The sequence below is a fragment of the Pacificoceanicola onchidii genome, from assembly GCF_004804335.1.
GTDB lineage: Bacteria > Pseudomonadota > Alphaproteobacteria > Rhodobacterales > Rhodobacteraceae > Pacificoceanicola > Pacificoceanicola onchidii.
In genome coordinates this window covers 388,433-403,164 of record NZ_SRXY01000002.1, presented here as the reverse complement: position 1 = coordinate 403,164, position 14,732 = coordinate 388,433, and the positions used below count along the sequence as shown (strand labels likewise).

The 14,732-nt window shown below is 63.3% G+C and carries 16 protein-coding genes and 1 tRNA gene; 9 read left to right on the top strand and 8 right to left on the bottom strand.

The features are described from left to right. The first annotated feature begins 71 nt into the window (after nt 1-71). From E4662_RS07145 to E4662_RS07135, 3 genes are all read left to right on the top strand, one after another. A complete protein-coding gene (locus E4662_RS07145; RefSeq protein ID WP_136440848.1) occupies nt 72-1,250 on the top strand; it encodes a BaiN/RdsA family NAD(P)/FAD-dependent oxidoreductase in 1,179 nt (392 codons plus the stop codon). 167 nt (nt 1,251-1,417) lie between these two features. Then, the gene (locus E4662_RS07140) at nt 1,418-1,975 is read left to right on the top strand and encodes a cell wall hydrolase (protein WP_240705140.1); all 558 of its coding nucleotides are present in this window, start codon (nt 1,418-1,420) and stop codon (nt 1,973-1,975) included. Nucleotides 1,976-2,069: 94 nt separating this feature from the next. Further along, complete coding sequence (locus E4662_RS07135) at nt 2,070-3,014, top strand: dihydroneopterin aldolase (RefSeq protein ID WP_136440846.1); 945 nt, start codon at nt 2,070-2,072, stop codon at nt 3,012-3,014. Nucleotides 3,015-3,138: 124 nt separating this feature from the next. Here the strand turns inward: E4662_RS07135 and E4662_RS07130 are convergent, their stop codons facing one another. Continuing rightward, a complete protein-coding gene (locus E4662_RS07130) occupies nt 3,139-4,908 on the bottom strand; it encodes an ABC transporter ATP-binding protein (protein WP_136440845.1) in 1,770 nt (589 codons plus the stop codon). Continuing rightward, a complete protein-coding gene (locus E4662_RS07125; RefSeq protein WP_136440844.1) occupies nt 4,905-5,630 on the bottom strand; it encodes a phosphatase domain-containing protein in 726 nt (241 codons plus the stop codon). The genes E4662_RS07130 and E4662_RS07125 overlap by 4 nt, the downstream gene beginning before the upstream one ends. 129 nt (nt 5,631-5,759) lie before the next feature. On the opposite strand from E4662_RS07125, the gene E4662_RS07120 reads away from it, so the two are divergent. Further along, nucleotides 5,760-6,965, top strand: a complete 1,206-nt coding sequence (locus tag E4662_RS07120) for a pyridoxal-phosphate-dependent aminotransferase family protein (RefSeq protein ID WP_136440843.1) — start codon at nt 5,760-5,762, stop codon at nt 6,963-6,965. On the opposite strand, the gene E4662_RS07115 is transcribed toward E4662_RS07120, so the two are convergent. The 4 genes from E4662_RS07115 to E4662_RS07100 form a co-directional block, all read right to left on the bottom strand. Next, on the bottom strand, nt 6,966-7,181 hold the full coding sequence (locus E4662_RS07115) for a histidinol phosphate aminotransferase (protein WP_136440842.1): 216 nt from the start codon (nt 7,179-7,181) through the stop codon (nt 6,966-6,968). It lies immediately after the preceding gene. Between the two features lie 94 nt (nt 7,182-7,275). Beyond that, nucleotides 7,276-7,515 carry a histidinol phosphate aminotransferase gene (locus tag E4662_RS07110; protein WP_136440841.1) on the bottom strand — a complete coding sequence of 80 codons (240 nt, stop codon included), beginning with the start codon at nt 7,513-7,515 and terminating at the stop codon, nt 7,276-7,278. Nucleotides 7,516-7,611: 96 nt separating this feature from the next. Then, a complete protein-coding gene (locus tag E4662_RS07105) occupies nt 7,612-8,727 on the bottom strand; it encodes a pyridoxal phosphate-dependent aminotransferase (protein ID WP_136440840.1) in 1,116 nt (371 codons plus the stop codon). Between the two features lie 42 nt (nt 8,728-8,769). Continuing rightward, entirely contained in the window at nt 8,770-9,630 is an 861-nt protein-coding gene (locus E4662_RS07100; protein WP_136440839.1) for an N-formylglutamate amidohydrolase, read from the bottom strand. A gap of 268 nt (nt 9,631-9,898) precedes the next feature. Here E4662_RS07100 and E4662_RS07095 point away from each other — a divergent pair. Both E4662_RS07095 and ykgO read left to right on the top strand, forming a co-directional pair. Continuing rightward, nucleotides 9,899-9,973: transfer RNA gene (locus tag E4662_RS07095), tRNA-Val, on the top strand. Between the two features lie 87 nt (nt 9,974-10,060). Continuing rightward, nucleotides 10,061-10,186 carry a type B 50S ribosomal protein L36 gene (ykgO, locus tag E4662_RS07090; RefSeq protein WP_007792261.1) on the top strand — a complete coding sequence of 42 codons (126 nt, stop codon included), beginning with the start codon at nt 10,061-10,063 and terminating at the stop codon, nt 10,184-10,186. A 122-nt stretch (nt 10,187-10,308) separates the two neighbouring features. On the opposite strand, the gene E4662_RS07085 is transcribed toward ykgO, so the two are convergent. Continuing rightward, entirely contained in the window at nt 10,309-10,896 is a 588-nt protein-coding gene (locus tag E4662_RS07085) for a TetR/AcrR family transcriptional regulator (RefSeq protein ID WP_136440838.1), read from the bottom strand. Nucleotides 10,897-10,974: 78 nt separating this feature from the next. On the opposite strand from E4662_RS07085, the gene E4662_RS24220 reads away from it, so the two are divergent. Further along, on the top strand, nt 10,975-11,310 hold the full coding sequence (locus E4662_RS24220) for a hypothetical protein (protein ID WP_206080264.1): 336 nt from the start codon (nt 10,975-10,977) through the stop codon (nt 11,308-11,310). Nucleotides 11,311-11,734: 424 nt separating this feature from the next. On the opposite strand, the gene E4662_RS07075 is transcribed toward E4662_RS24220, so the two are convergent. Further along, complete coding sequence (locus E4662_RS07075; RefSeq protein WP_136440837.1) at nt 11,735-12,163, bottom strand: cupin domain-containing protein; 429 nt, start codon at nt 12,161-12,163, stop codon at nt 11,735-11,737. 204 nt (nt 12,164-12,367) lie between these two features. Here E4662_RS07075 and E4662_RS07070 point away from each other — a divergent pair, with 204 nt between their 5' ends. Further along, nucleotides 12,368-13,654, top strand: a complete 1,287-nt coding sequence (locus E4662_RS07070) for a homoserine dehydrogenase (protein WP_136440836.1) — start codon at nt 12,368-12,370, stop codon at nt 13,652-13,654. 89 nt (nt 13,655-13,743) lie between these two features. Then, nucleotides 13,744-14,709, top strand: a complete 966-nt coding sequence (gene glpX, locus E4662_RS07065; RefSeq protein WP_136440835.1) for a class II fructose-bisphosphatase — start codon at nt 13,744-13,746, stop codon at nt 14,707-14,709. The last annotated feature ends 23 nt before the right edge of the window (nt 14,710-14,732 follow it).

The following is a 14,732-nucleotide window of genomic DNA, read 5'->3' as shown; positions in this document are numbered from 1 at the left end:
GTTTTGCAAATTCCATGGATGGAATTTGCCCGCCCCTTGCGCGGGTTGGTCATTCGTGACAGGCCGCGTGCATGATGGTGCAGACACTCATACTCGGGGCCGGGGCGGCGGGTCTCATGGCGGCGGCGCAGGCCGGGCCGGACACGCTGATCATTGATCATGCCAAAAACCCGGGCGAGAAGATCCGGATCTCCGGCGGCGGGCGCTGCAACTTCACCAATATGCACTGTGAGCCGGGGTCTTTCCTGGGCGAAAACCGGCATTTCCATAAATCCGCGCTGGCGCGTTATACGCAGTGGGATTTCCTCGATCTGGTCGGGCGGCACGGGATCGCCTGGCACGAAAAGACGCTGGGACAGCTGTTCTGCGATGACAAGGCGACGCAGATCGTCGCCATGTTGCGGCAGGAGATGGAGAAAGCCGGGGCGCAGCTTTGGCTCAAGACCGAGGTCAAGGGCATTGCCCATGCGGATGGGCGCTTTCGTGTAGCTTTGGACCGCGAAGGGCGGCGCGAGACGGTGAGTGCGGCGAACCTGATCGTCGCCACGGGTGGCAAATCCATCCCGAAGATGGGGGCGACCGGGCTGGCCTATGACATTGCTGCGCAGTTTGGCCATCGGGTGACCGAAACCCGCCCGGCGCTTGTGCCGCTGACCTTCGACAAGACGCGGTTTTCGCCGATCTCCGGCGTGTCGCTGCCGGTGCGCGTCTTCAACAGCCAGGCCGGGTTCGAAGAAGCGTTGCTCTTTACACATCGCGGTTTGTCCGGTCCGGCGATCCTGCAGATTTCATCGTATTGGCGTGAGGGCGAGGAGATCGCCGTCGATCTGCTCCCCGGTCAGGACCTCGCAGCGCATCTCAAGGCGCAGCGCAAGGCACAGGGGCGCAGGGCGCTGACGACGGAACTGGGCAATCTGATGCCGTCACGGCTCGTAGGACTGCTGAGCGATGAGATGGACCTGAAAGGCAATCTTGCGGACCTGCCGGACCGGCGGATCGAGGCACTGTCGGAGACCCTGAAAACCTGGCACCTCAAGCCCACCGGATCGGAGGGCTACCGGACTGCGGAGGTCACGTTGGGCGGGGTGTCGACCGAAGCGATCAGCTCGAAAACCATGATGTCGGACCGTGTGCCGGGGTTGTTCTTCATCGGTGAAGCGGTGGATGTGACGGGTTGGCTGGGCGGCTACAACTTCCAATGGGCCTGGTCCTCGGCGGTGGCGGCGGGCCGTCATATTGCCGCAAGGTGAGCATTCGCAAGCGCTCAAACTTTACGCAAATTAGCCTTTAGGATATAGCGCTGAGGTCTCGATTCTCCGTTTCGGGGCGCGAAACTGTGATGAGATACCAAGCCATGTGGCGCGTTCTTTCCTTAGCACTAGCCCTAGCGATTCCGGCGATTCCCGCAACAGCCGAAATGAATACCAGCGCCAAGCGTCTTTACCTGCTTGAGCAGAAAGCTCTGGAGCGGGCCGGGGCCGCGCGATTGGGTCAATTGGTCACGCCAACGGCGCTCGACATGGGCGAGGCCGGGCCAAACATCACCTATACCAATGACTGGTTGTCGCGTCAGCCCAAGGCCAGCGGAGGCGCCGAGTGGCGCTGCCTGTCGGAGGCGCTTTACTTCGAAGCGCGTGGCGAGACGGTGAAGGGGCTTGTCGGAGTGGCCGAGGTCATTCTGAACCGCGTGGACAGCCCCCGCTATCCGAATTCCGTGTGCGGCGTGGTGCATCAGGGCACAGGCCGGAAATACGCCTGCCAGTTCACCTATACCTGCGACGGTCACCCGGAACACATCAACGAGCCTGCCGCGTGGGAGCGTGTTGGCAAGGTGGCCAAGCTGATGCTGCAGGGCGCACCGCGCAACCTGACGCAGGGGGCGACCTTCTATCACACAACTGCTGTGCGCCCTTCTTGGGCAAAAAAGTTTCGTCGTACCGCGAAGATTGGTGTGCATCTGTTTTATCGGCGCTGAAGCGTTGCAATTCCCGCGCCAGTGCGCATAGCCTCGCGGCCCGAACGGCCCCGTGGCCGTTGAACAATGCTCAGCCGAAATCCAGGAGCTATCCATGGCCGATGAAATCCGCCTAGCCTTTGCGCATCCGTCCGAACGGGCCATCGCCACGGCTGGCGAAGACCCCCGAGACCGCATCAGCCTGCGGGATCATATCGTCGAGGCAGAGATCGGGGCGTTTCAGGCCGAGCGCGGCACAACGCAACGCCTGCGCTTCAACGTGGTGGTTGAAGTGGTGCCCATGACCGGCACGATCGAAGACGATGTGGACCGGATCCTGTCTTATGACCGCGTCACCGAGGCCATCGCACATGAGCTGGCGGCGGAGCGTCTGAACTTGCTGGAGACCCTCGCGGAGCGTATCGCAGAGCGTATCCTGCTGGAGCCGCAGGCGGCGCGGACCTTTGTCCGGGTGGAAAAGCTGGACCGGGGCCCCGGTGCGCTGGGCGTCGAGATCATGCGCACCCGGCATGATTTTGGCGATCACCTGAATGCGCTCGCCGAAGAACTGGCGCAGGAGCAGCCGCATCCGAGGGTGGCCTATCTGTCGAACGACGCGATTGCGCATGAGGGGCTGAGCGCGTGGATCGACGTTCTGGCCGAACGCCGCGCGCCGGTGATCCTCTGCGTCGGGCAACCGGATCTTGCGGTTCCGCAGACCGGTCACACGATGACACAACGGCGGATCGATCTGCTGTCGATTGAACAGAACGGCTGGACGCTGGCGGCCCGCGATCACCGATGCAAAGTGGTCGGCACGCGGACGGAACTCGACTGGGCGATGAAGAACGGTCAGATCTGCGTTTGGGCCCCGTCGAAGATGGTGCTGGATGCAACGCAAGGCCCCAAGGTGCAGCCGCGCGATTCCGTGGCGCTGGCGGCATGGTTCGCGGGAGAAATGGAAGCCTGCGAGCTTCTGGTGATCGGCGAGGATTGCTCGGAAGAGGCGGGTGTGCCGATGCGCAGCCTTGCGCCGGGAGAGGCCTTGTTCAGCGACTGAAGCGCGCGGGTTTCATTATTCCGCTCACTATAGGTGCATCTTGCGCATCTCTCATGAGGTCCCGGATCAAGTCCGGGACGCGGGGTGCTTGGTGACTGCGGCAGGCCGGAACCTGCCCTCCCTGCTACTTGTCGAACTGCAGCTTGTAGAGGTCCTTGTACGGCCCGTCGCGGGTGATCAGATCGTCGTGGCTGCCCTGATCCACAACCCGGCCCTGATCCATGACGACGATCTTGTCGGCGTTGCGGATCGTGGTGAGCCGGTGGGCGATGACAAGCGTTGTGCGGCCCTGGCTGAGCCGGTCCAGAGCGGCCTGAACCACCGCCTCGGATTGCGTGTCCAGAGCGCTGGTCGCCTCGTCGAGCAGCAGGATCGGGGTGTCGCGCAGAAGGGCACGGGCGATGGCCACGCGCTGGCGCTGGCCACCTGACAGGCTGGAGCCGCGCGGCCCCACCGGTGTCTCCAGCCCTTGCTCGAGCCGGGGCAGGAAGTTCGTCACATGCGCCGCTTCCAGCGCGGGCATGAGCTTCTCGTCCGGAACATCCTTGCCGAACACGAGGTTCTCGCGCAGCGTTTCGTCAAACAAAAGCGCTTCCTGGCTGACCACGGAAAACAGGTTCCGCAGGGCGCCAAGGTCCATGTCAGACGTCTCGATGCCGCCGATCTGAACCGAGCCTGTGTCAGGATCGACCAGGCGGGTCAGCAGGTTGAAAATCGTCGATTTGCCCGCGCCTGACGCGCCAACAAGCGCCGTGGTTTGCCCGGGTTCGGCCACCAATGTCACATCGCGCAAAGCAGGCGCATCGCCATAGCTGAGCGACACACCGCGCAGGTCAATCTGGGGCACACCCTGTGGCGGGGGGACGGGTTTGGCGGGGCTTTTGAGGCCGGGCTGCATGTCCATCAGCCCCTTGATCCGTTCGATGCTGGCGGCGGCCTGCTGCCACGCGCCGCTGATCGCGCCAAGCCGGCGCAACGGCTCAAATGCGAGGCCGATGGCGGTGAAGAAGGCCATAAAATCGCCGACGGTTTTCTCGCCCGCCATGATCTCGCCGCCACCGTAGAGCAGAACGCCGACAAAGCCGATGCCGCTCATGATGTCGATCAGGCCGGGCAGGGAGGCCTTGCCTGCAGTCGCCTCGGTCTCGGCCCGCACGCGCCCGCGCGTCAGAACGCGGTAACGCTTGGACTGATACCGTTCGAGCCGGTTCAGCTTGACCGGGGTGATGCCGTGGAACACCTCGTTGAGATGGGTGGACATGTAGGCGGTCACGTCGCGCAGACGCCGCGCTGTCCGGCGCACATAGCGTTGCAGCAGCACGGAAGGTACCACCATGACCGGCAGGCCGATCAGAGCCACCAGCGTCCAGCGCCAGTCAATGGTGATCGCAACCCAGAACAGCGAGACAAGCAACACCACATCGCGCCCGCCGCCGGTGATCAGCAAGGTCCAGACCTTGGCAATCGCACCCACGTCGCCTTCGACCCGGTGCATCATCAGCCCCGGTCCGTTGACCTGGTGAAAACTGTGGTCCATGTCCATGATGTGATCGACCATGTCCTCGCGCAGATCGCCCATGGAGCGTTGCGAGACACGGGTGATCAGGACTTTCTGGATGACCCCGGTCACGGCGCGGGTGACAAAAATCGCCAGCACCGCGAAAGCCACCCATGACAAAGCGTCCGCATTGCCGCCGACAAAGACATCGTCGAACATCGGCTTCATCATGTAGGCGAGCAGGCCGGACATGGCGCCTTCGATGGACATGAAGAGCATCGCAACGAGCATCAGCCCGGTGTAGCGCTTCAGATAGCCACGCCAGAGCCAGACAAAGAGGCCGCGCACCGCATCCGGGTTCTCCGGCTTTTCAGGCTCCTTGAACTTCTTGCTCATGTGGCGGCGCTCGCGGTCATCAGGCTGCGGGCGATGTCGAGCGGGAGAGCGCGGCGCTCCCAGGCGGCCTGAATCGGTTTGGCCTCATATTCGGTGCGGATCCAGTCCTCGAACCCGATCTGCCCGAGAACCAAGCGGGCTTCGTAGATTTCAAGGATGTAGTCCTGCACCCCTGTCGCGGTGAAATCGAGATGGATGAACTTGAGGCTGAGCTGTTTCTTGGCCTCTTCCACCGGCGCGTTTTCGAACACCAGCAGATAGAGCGCCGAGACAAACCCGGCCCGGTCCGCGCCGCTTTTGCAGTGGAACAACAGCGGCTTTTCCGCTGCGCGCAGGGCGTCGATCACCGCCACGATGCGGCGGCGGGGGGCGGCTTCGCGGGCCCAGAGCTTGGTGTTGACCAATGTCAGGCCAAGCGCGTCCGTGCTCTCTTTTTCAAACAGGTAATGCGCGAACTTGTCCTCGCCGCGCAGGTTGATCACCGTCTTGATACCCATGGCCGCGTATTTCTTGAACCGCCCATGCGTGGGCTGGTTCGAGCGCCAGACGTCCGGCGCGACGGGCCAGAAGTTGGTCCAGAAGGTGCGCAGAATGGCATGGTCAAACAGGTGGTAATGCCACACCGCCTTGCGCCGTTCGGCAGGGGTGGAGATGTCCTTGCCCCAGGACCGGCGAAACCGGCGTTCCGCGTTTTCCAAGTCTGTCCAAAGTTTGCGCAACATCGCGAGGCTGTTCCTTATTTCAGGGGCCGGATGTAGAGACTGCGGGGCCTTGTTGCAAGCGCGGCATTGACGCCGGGGGCTATGAGAGTAGGCTCGCGCGACCTGACTTCAGGGCAGATGGAGTTCCCCATGACACTTGCCAACGGCCGCCCGTACCTCGCGATTCCCGGCCCGTCCGTTATTCCCGACGCGGTCCTGCAGGCCATGCACCGCGCGGCCCCCAATATTTACGAAGGCGCGCTGCCGGAAATGGTCCATGGCATGGTGCCGGATCTGAAATACGTGGCGCAGACCGATGGCCACGTGGCGATCTATATCTGCAACGGGCACGGCATGTGGGAGGCGGTTTTGGCCAACACGGTTGCGCCGGGTGAAAAAGTGCTGGTGCCGGCCTCGGGGCGGTTTGGTCATGGCTGGGCGGAGACGGCTGAGGCGATGGGTATCGAGGTGGACCTGATCGACCATGATCGCCACGAAGCCATTGACCCGGAGCGGGTGCGCGCGGCGCTGGAGGCGGACAAAGCGCATGAGATCAAGGCGGTGCTGGCGGTGCATGTCGACACGTCAACCTCCGTGCGCAGCGATGTGGCGGCGCTTCGGGCGGTGCTTGATGACCTGAACCACCCGGCGCTCTTGATGGCCGATTGCATTGCCTCGCTGGGCTGCGATGAGTTTCGCATGGATGCCTGGGGCGTCGATGTGATGATCACCGCGTCCCAAAAAGGGCTGATGACACCGCCCGGTCTGGGTTTTGCGTTTTTCAATGATCGCGCGGCAGAGGTGCGGCGCGGCATGGCGCGGGTGTCGGGCTATTGGGATTGGACAAAGCGGGCCGCGCCGGAGATGTTTTATCAGTTCTTCAACGGCACCGCGCCAACGCACCACCTCTACGGGCTGCGCGTGGCACTGGACATGATCCGCGAGGAAGGGATCGAAGCCGTCTGGCAGCGCCACGCGGATCTGGCCGGCGCAATCTGGGCGGCGGTGGAGCATTGGGGCGCGGAAGGGCCTTTGACACTGAACATCCCGGATCGGGCTTTGCGCTCGCATGCGGTGACCAGCCTGCGCCTTGGCGCGCCACACGGGGCGCGGCTCCGGGCCTGGACCGACGAGAAAATGGCGGTGACGCTGGGGATTGGTCTGGGCATGTCAGAGCCGGATGATCCCGGAGGGACGGGTTTTTTCCGCTTTGGCCACATGGGGCATGTGAACGGTGCAATGATCCTCGGGCTGCTTGGCACCGTGGAGGCAGGGCTGTCCGCTATGGAGATTCCGCACCGCAAAGGCGGCGTGACGGCGGCGGCAGAACATCTGTCCGGCTGTTTCGGCGCCTGATCAGATTTCCTCGGTCGGGCGCAAGCGCCCGGCCTTGCGCCGTTTGCGGCATTCGAGGCGGGTGATCAGGTGATTGAGTACGGCGGCGAGGATCAGCACCGGGCCAAGGCCCCATGCTGACCAAATTGCGGCAAACACCCAGAGCAGATTGACCAGGACCAGAAACAGATGCGCCGTTGTCTGATCTTCGACGAGGGGCGGGCGTTGGTGGTCCATGGGCTGGCCTTTCGACAGCGAAAATCTGTTATTCGCGCAACGCCCGTGCGGGAGCGCCGCCCATCCACGATCCGACAAAGCCCTGAATTTTTGGTTAATCGCGGCCCGAATTCCGGGAAGATGGCCGCTCGAACCGGGTGAATCGCGCCTCATTGCGCGCTTTTCGGTATTCCAGCCGGGTGATCATGTGGTTGAGCACAAGCGCGAGCAGCACCACCACGGGCAAGCCCCAGACCGTCCAGATCGCCGCAAACACCCAGAGCATGTTCACGAAGATCAGGACGAGATTCGTCACCGTGTAATCTTCGACGGCATTCGGGTGTCGATTGTCCATCCTGCGCTCCTGTGCCTTGAGGCTGGATCAGAAGGGTAGCGCAGAATGCTGCGATGTCAGTTCACTTTTTCTCGCGGCGGGCGCGCGTGGGCGGGTTCAAGCCGGATTTTGCGCGGCTTTCAGCGCTTTGGGCAGGCTTTCGGCGAGGATCGCGAGGTCTTCGGGCCGTCCGGCGCTGACCCGGATACAGCGGTCCTGCGGCGCCACAAAAGGCATGCGGACAAAGACGCCCTCTTCGATCAGGGCTTTCAGAACCGCGCGCGCAAAATCGCCGTCCCTGCCGCAGTCGATGGCGACGAAGTTGGTGGCGGAGGGCAGGCAGGTCAGGCCGCTCGCCGCGGCAATACGGTTGATTTCGGTCTTGGACTCTGTGACGCGGCGTAGCGTGTCGTTCAGCCAGTCCTGATCCTGCAGAGCTGCCAATGCGCCAGCCTGGGCCGCGCGGTTCATGGCAAAGTGATTTCGGATCTTGTCGAAGGCGGTGATCAGCCCTGTGTCGGCCACAGCATAGGCCACGCGCGCGCCGGCCATGCCGTAGGCCTTGGAGAAGGTGCGGAAACGGATCACGCGCGGGTCGTCCACGGCGATGTCCGGCGCGGTGCCCTCGGGGGCGAACTCGATATAGGCCTCATCAAGCACCAGAACGCAGCCGTCCGGCAGGGCGTCCAAAGCCGCCACGATATCCGCACCGCTGTGCCATGTGCCCATGGGATTGTCGGGGTTGGCGAGGTAGACGATCTTGGCGTCCACCTCGGCCGCGCGGGCCATCAGCGCAGTGAGGTCTTCCCGGTCGTCCTTGAACGGCACCTTGTGCAGCGCGCCGCCATAGCCCGCCACATGGAAGTTGAAGGTCGGGTAGGCGCCGTCCGAGGTCACCACCGCGTCACCCGGTTCGATCAGAAGACGGACCAGATAGCCCAGAAGCGTGTCGATGCCTTCGCCAATCACGATGTGATCGCGGCTGCAGCCCATGTGAGCCTCAAGCGCGCCCATCAATTCGTGGTGCGTGGGGTCGGCGTACATCCAGATGTCCGTCGCCGCGCTTTGAATGGCGCTGATGGCCTTGGGGGAGGGGCCAAAGACGTTTTCGTTCGCCCCGACCCGGGCCAGAAATGGCGCGCCGCGCTGGCGTTCCTGTACTTCGGGGCCGACAAACGGCACGGTGGAGGGCAGGTTTTCGATGAGGGCGGGGTATCTGGGTCCGGCTGTCATGGCGGCACTATGCAACGAAAGCCGGTCAACGCAAGGGGGGCGTTACTCTGCCGCGAGCGTTTGATCCTGACGCCCGACCGCCGCGATTTCCGCGATGACGCCCCGCAGCAACCTGCGGAAGTCATGGAAATTCTGGTTCGGGCGAATCGTGACTTCATCCATGTAGATGGCGCGGTCGATTTCGATCTGAACCGCGTGCTGGCCTTTGGACGGGCGGCCATAGTGCTGGGTGGTGAAGGCCCCGGCGAAAGGCGCATTGCGCACCACGCGCAAGCCCGCCGCGACAAAGGCGGCTTCGATATGATCGACAATCTCGCCCTTGGCGGAGGCGCCGAACCGATCGCCGATGACAATCTCCGGGCGGGGTTTGCCATTGCGGACACTGCTGTCGAGCGCCTCGCGCGGCATGGAATGGCAATCAATCAGGATGGATTCGCCAAAGCGGTCATGGGCGGCATCGAGCAATTGTTGCAACCGCGCGTGGTAGGGTTTCCAGATGCGTGTGAGCCGGGCATCGGCCTCGGCCCGGGTCAGCTTGCCGCGATAGATCGCACGTCCGCCCGCAACCACGCGCGGCACCACGCCCAGCCCGCTGGCCACGCGCGGATTGTGCCCGCCGCGCCGCACACCTTCGATCAGGGCCGGGTCCAGCTCGTCCAGCGCCCGGTTCAGATCCACATAGGCGCGCGGCGCACCGGCCCGCAGGAGCGGCGCGCCGAACTGCGGAGCGCAGTCGAACAGGCGATCAACAAAGGCGTCTTCGGAGGTACGGATCAGGCGTTCGTCCAGCACCGTGCTGCGCAGGAAATGCCACGAATAATCCCGCCCCGAATGTGGAGAGGCAAACACCGTGGGCGAGGTCGTCACGTCAGGCAGGGACTCGGTATAGGCAACTTTGGGCATCAACGATCCTTTGACCTGAGCATATAGCGTGATTTTCCACGAAAGAAGCGCTATTTGACTGCCAGTTGAGCGGTTTGAGAGCATGAAGACATGCGGCCCGGACCAAATCAAACGCAATTTTTGCACGAGGGCAAAACTTGTTCTCAAAAGCGCTTGATCCCCTCTGCGACTCCACTTATAGAGCGCTCCACCGGCGCGGTCATCCGCGCCCCGTTTGTTTGGGAGACCAGGGAATGCGGGGCAAAAGGGGCAGCGCAGGCCATAACATGGGCGATTAGCTCAGCGGTAGAGCACTTCGTTGACATCGAAGGGGTCACTGGTTCGATCCCAGTATCGCCCACCATGGAATTCACCGCCTCCGGGATGATCCCGCAGGTTTGGCAACAACCCGCATGGCGCTCGCGCGCCGCGACGAACTGAGGAGACCATCATGAAGGTCGCAAACTCGCTCCGCTCGCTCAAGAAGCGCCATCGCGATTGCCGCGTTGTGCGCCGCAAGGGCCGCGTCTACGTTATCAACAAGACGCAGCGTCGGTTTAAAGCCCGTCAGGGCTGAACCGCAGCACAGCATCGACAGATGTTTGGGGCCATCCTTCGGGGTGGCCTTTTCTTTTGGCCGGCGGGAACCGAACGTCGCGCCCCGGGTCAAGCGCTGGCGGGTGGTTTTGGAACAGTGGGCTAGGCGCCGACGGATTTGCGCACCATGGCCCAATATTGATCCGAAACCTCGTCCTCGGACAGGCGGCCATCGGGGCGATACCAGGTGGTCACCCCGGTCAGCATGGCAATCACGGCGAGCGTGGCGATCTTCGGGTCCGGCACGTCAAACAGCCTGTCATCCAGCCCGGCCCGCAGAATCGCTTCCAGCGAATCCTCGTAATCGCGCCGCAGCCCTTCGATCACCGCGAAATTCTCCGGCGAAAGATTGCGCAGCTCCATATAAGAGACAAAGACGCTCTCCGGGCGCGGCAGGTGAAACCCGATGTGAAACCGTACAAAGCGTTCGAGCCGCTCCAAAGCGCTGCCGCCTTCGGGCAGGGCGCGCCAGTCGGTCAGCAACTCGTCCATATGCCCTTTCATCAACGAAAACAGCAGCGCTTGTTTGTCAGGGGTATAATTGTAGAGCGCACCGGCCTGCACGCCGACCTCGCGGGCGATCTGGCGCATGGAGACGGCGGCGAAGCCGTGTTTCGCAAAGAGATGCAACGCCGCCTCGCGCACGCGGGGGCCGGTGATCTGGGAGTGACTGCCTTGGGTTCGTGCCATGGGGGTAGGGTAACTGAACGTGCGTTCAGATCAAGCGATACGCTTGCGCGGCCCGCGCCATTGCGGCATGAGGGTGACATGACTGGGCAGAGCAGCACACGAGGCAAGATCACGGCGGCCGCCATGGCGCTGGCCGTGACGCTGAGCGCCTGCACGACCTTCCCTGAACTGGACGCGGCCCAGACGCCGGGTGTCGAGAACGCGGCATTTCCAAAGCTGGTGCCTCTGGATGGCTTGCTGACCGGACCGGAGCCGCGGGCTACGGTTGAAATGGCGCAGGGCATCGAAGGACGGATTGCAGGCCTTCAGGCGCGGGCGTCGCGATTGCGCCGCCTCTCCGCCGCGCCACGCGGTGTTGGGAGCCGTTTGGCGCGGCTGCGGCAGAAGGCGGCGGCGCTTCGGGCGATGCAGTAGGGGCGGGTTTTCCGCCGGGCGAAGTTGGTTCAAATGGCCTTGAGCAGTCATTGAGTTCACCCCGTCCCGGACTTGATCCGGGACCTCATTGTCAGTGCATAAGCCGCTCCTATCGACGGGCCGTGGTGCGGCGATGCACCCTTTGACCCCCTCGATTTATCCCAGCCACTGGTGCGTTAGACAGGTGTGGCTCGATACGACAACCCAATCGCCGTGCCGGGGGGACGGCCCGTCGATAGGCGCGGCGGCCTGCGGCCTTGATTCCGCGCCTGGGGTGAGATGAAGAGCCGCTCAAGGCCACTCTCGAAGTCGGGCCCTCCCACGGGTAACGCCTGCTTCGCCCAGCAGGGCAGATGTCGCGTCTGAAATAAGAGAAGAATGATCCCGCGCCGCGTGGGAGCAACACGGCGCGAGAGAGGTTTGGTCAGGCGCAGCAGCAGCAGTAGCAGTAGCACATGACCGCACCCATCGGGCCGACCTCGAACTCGTAATCGGCCCCGGCGGGGATGAACATCCAGTCGCCTTGGGTCAGCTCATTGTCACCGTAACGGATCGAGCCACTGATCATGAAGCGGATGCCATCGCCTTCGTCGTGGCTGTGACGCGGCACTTTCGCGCCCGGGGCCCCGGCGGAAATGTACATCGTCGTTGGCTCTTCGAAGAACACCGGCAGGCGGGTCTTGGTGAAACCGTCCGGCACGTTTGAGACATCCAGCTTGGTATAGGCCAGCTTGCGCACCGCCGGATCGCGCGAGGTCACGATGCGCTTCGGGTCAATGCCGAACTCTTTCTGGATCTCGCGCAGTTCTGCCATGCAACTCGCAATGGTGGAGCGGTTTGGATTAAAGGCCATGGGTCAATTTCCTTCCTGTTCAAATGGTGGGTCTGTTGCGTTGCCGAAATACTGGCAGGGGTAGATTGCCTAAGGGCTGTGAATGCATCGTGAGACTACCGTAAAAGTTGCGCAAATCACGCAGTCCGGCAAAGTCCCGTTGCCTCTCGGCGCGCAGAAGGATAACGGGAGCGCAACACCTCTTTCAGATCAGGAGCCTTCCTCATGTCCAGTCCTCTGCGCCTTGCCATTGCCGGTCTTGGGACTGTCGGAATCGGGGTGGTCAAGATCATCCGTCAGAAGGCCGCGCTTCTGGAGGCGCGCAGCGGGCGCAAGGTTCAGATCGTGGCCGTCTCTGCCCGCAACCGCGACAAGGATCGCGGTGTGTCGCTGGCCGACTATGCCTGGGAAGACGATCCGGTGGTCATGGCCACACGCGACGATGTGGACGTTTTTGTCGAACTGATGGGCGGCAGCGATGGTCCGGCCAAGGCGGCGACCGAAGCGGCGCTGAAGGCGGGCAAGGATGTGGTCACGGCGAACAAGGCACTGCTGGCGCATCACGGGCAGGAACTGGCGGAACTGGCCGAGGAAAAAGGCTGCGTGCTGCGCTTTGAGGCGGCTGTGGCCGGGGGCATCCCGATCATCAAATCCCTGACCGAAGGTCTGGCTGGCAACGGCATCGACCGCGTCATGGGCGTGATGAACGGCACCTGCAACTACATCCTGACGCGGATGGAGGCGACGGGGCAGGGCTATAACGCGCTCTTCGACGAGGCTGACAAGCTGGGGTATCTTGAAGCGGATCCGAACCTCGACGTGGGCGGGATCGACGCAGGTCACAAGCTGTCGTTGCTGTCTTCCATCGCCTTTGGCACGCAGGTGGATTTCGACTCGGTTGAGCTCGAAGGCATCCAGCGCGTCAGCATCGAAGACATCCGGCAGGCCGCCGACATGGGCTATCGCATCAAGCTGCTCGGCGTGGCGCGCATGACCGGGCGCGGGCTGGAGCAATCCATGGCGCCTTGCCTTGTGCCCGCCAGCTCGCCGCTGGGCCAGCTTGAGGGCGGCACCAATATGGTGGTGGTCGAAGGCGATCAGGTCGGGCAGGTTGTACTGCGCGGCGCAGGTGCCGGCGAAGGCCCGACGGCCAGTGCGGTGATGGGCGATGTGATGGATATCGCACGCGGCTTGCGCGTGACCACCTTTGGCCAACCGGCCAGCACGCTGGTCAAGAGTACCCCGGCGCAGGCGGCGGCCCCGGCCCCGTATTACCTGCGCATGGAACTGATGGACAAACCGGGCGCGCTGGCCAAGATCGCCACCGCGCTGGGCGAAGCGGGCCTCTCCATTCACCGCATGCGCCAGTACGATCACGCGGACAACAGCGCGCCGGTCCTGATTGTCACGCACAAGACCACGCGCTCCGCGCTGGATGATGCGCTGGCCCGGATGGCCACAACCGGCGTGATCTCTTCCGAACCTGTCGCCCTGCGCATCGAGGAAGTCTGAGACAGGCCCGTTAGCGCCAGCAACCCTTGCTGCTTGGGGCGGGGTCAGGCTAAACCACGGCCAAGCATTTGCACCAAAGGACACCGCCCATGAGCACCCCCATCGATTTCAATGACCGCATGCTTTCCCTCGGGCTGGCGCGTGTGGCTGAGCAAGCCGCCATCGCCAGCGCGGACTGGATAGGCCGTGGCGACGAAAAAGCCGCAGACCAGGCCGCCGTCAACGCCATGCGCGATCAGCTGAACCAGCTCGACATCAAGGGTGTTGTGGTCATCGGGGAAGGCGAACGGGACGAGGCGCCGATGCTTTACATCGGTGAGGAAGTGGGCAACGGCGACGGCCCCGGTGTGGATATCGCGCTTGATCCGCTGGAAGGCACGACGCTGACCGCCAAGGACATGCCGAACGCACTGACCGTGATCGCCATGGGCCCGCGCGGCACCATGCTGCACGCGCCAGACGTCTACATGGACAAGCTGGCCATTGGTCCGGGTTTCGAGCCGGGTGTTGTTACGCTCGACATGACCCCGAAAGAGCGTGTCGAAGCGCTTGCCAAGGCCAAGGGCTGCACCACGAACGACATCACCGTTTGTATCCTGGAGCGTCCGCGCCACGAGTCCGTGATTGCCGAAGTGCGCGCCACCGGCGCAGGCATTCGCCTGATCACCGACGGTGACGTGGCGGGCGTCATGCACTGCGCGGAGCCGCATATCACCGGTATCGACATGTACATGGGCTCCGGCGGCGCGCCGGAAGGTGTTCTGGCGGCAGCGGCACTGAAATGCATGGGTGGTCAGATCTTTGGCCGCCTGCTGTTCCGCAACGATGATGAGCGGGGCCGCGCGGCGAAGGCCGGGATCACCGATCTCGACAAGATCTACTCCCGCGACGAGATGGTCACCGACAACGTGATCTTTGCCGCCACCGGCGTAACCGGCGGCTCGCTTTTGCCGGGGATCAAGCGTGAGGTGGGCTGGCTCACAACCGAGACGCTGCTGATGCGGTCCAAAACCGGTTCCGTGCGGCGGATGACCTACCGCAACCCGGCGAGCTAAGCGGGATGGGGCTCTGCCCCGCC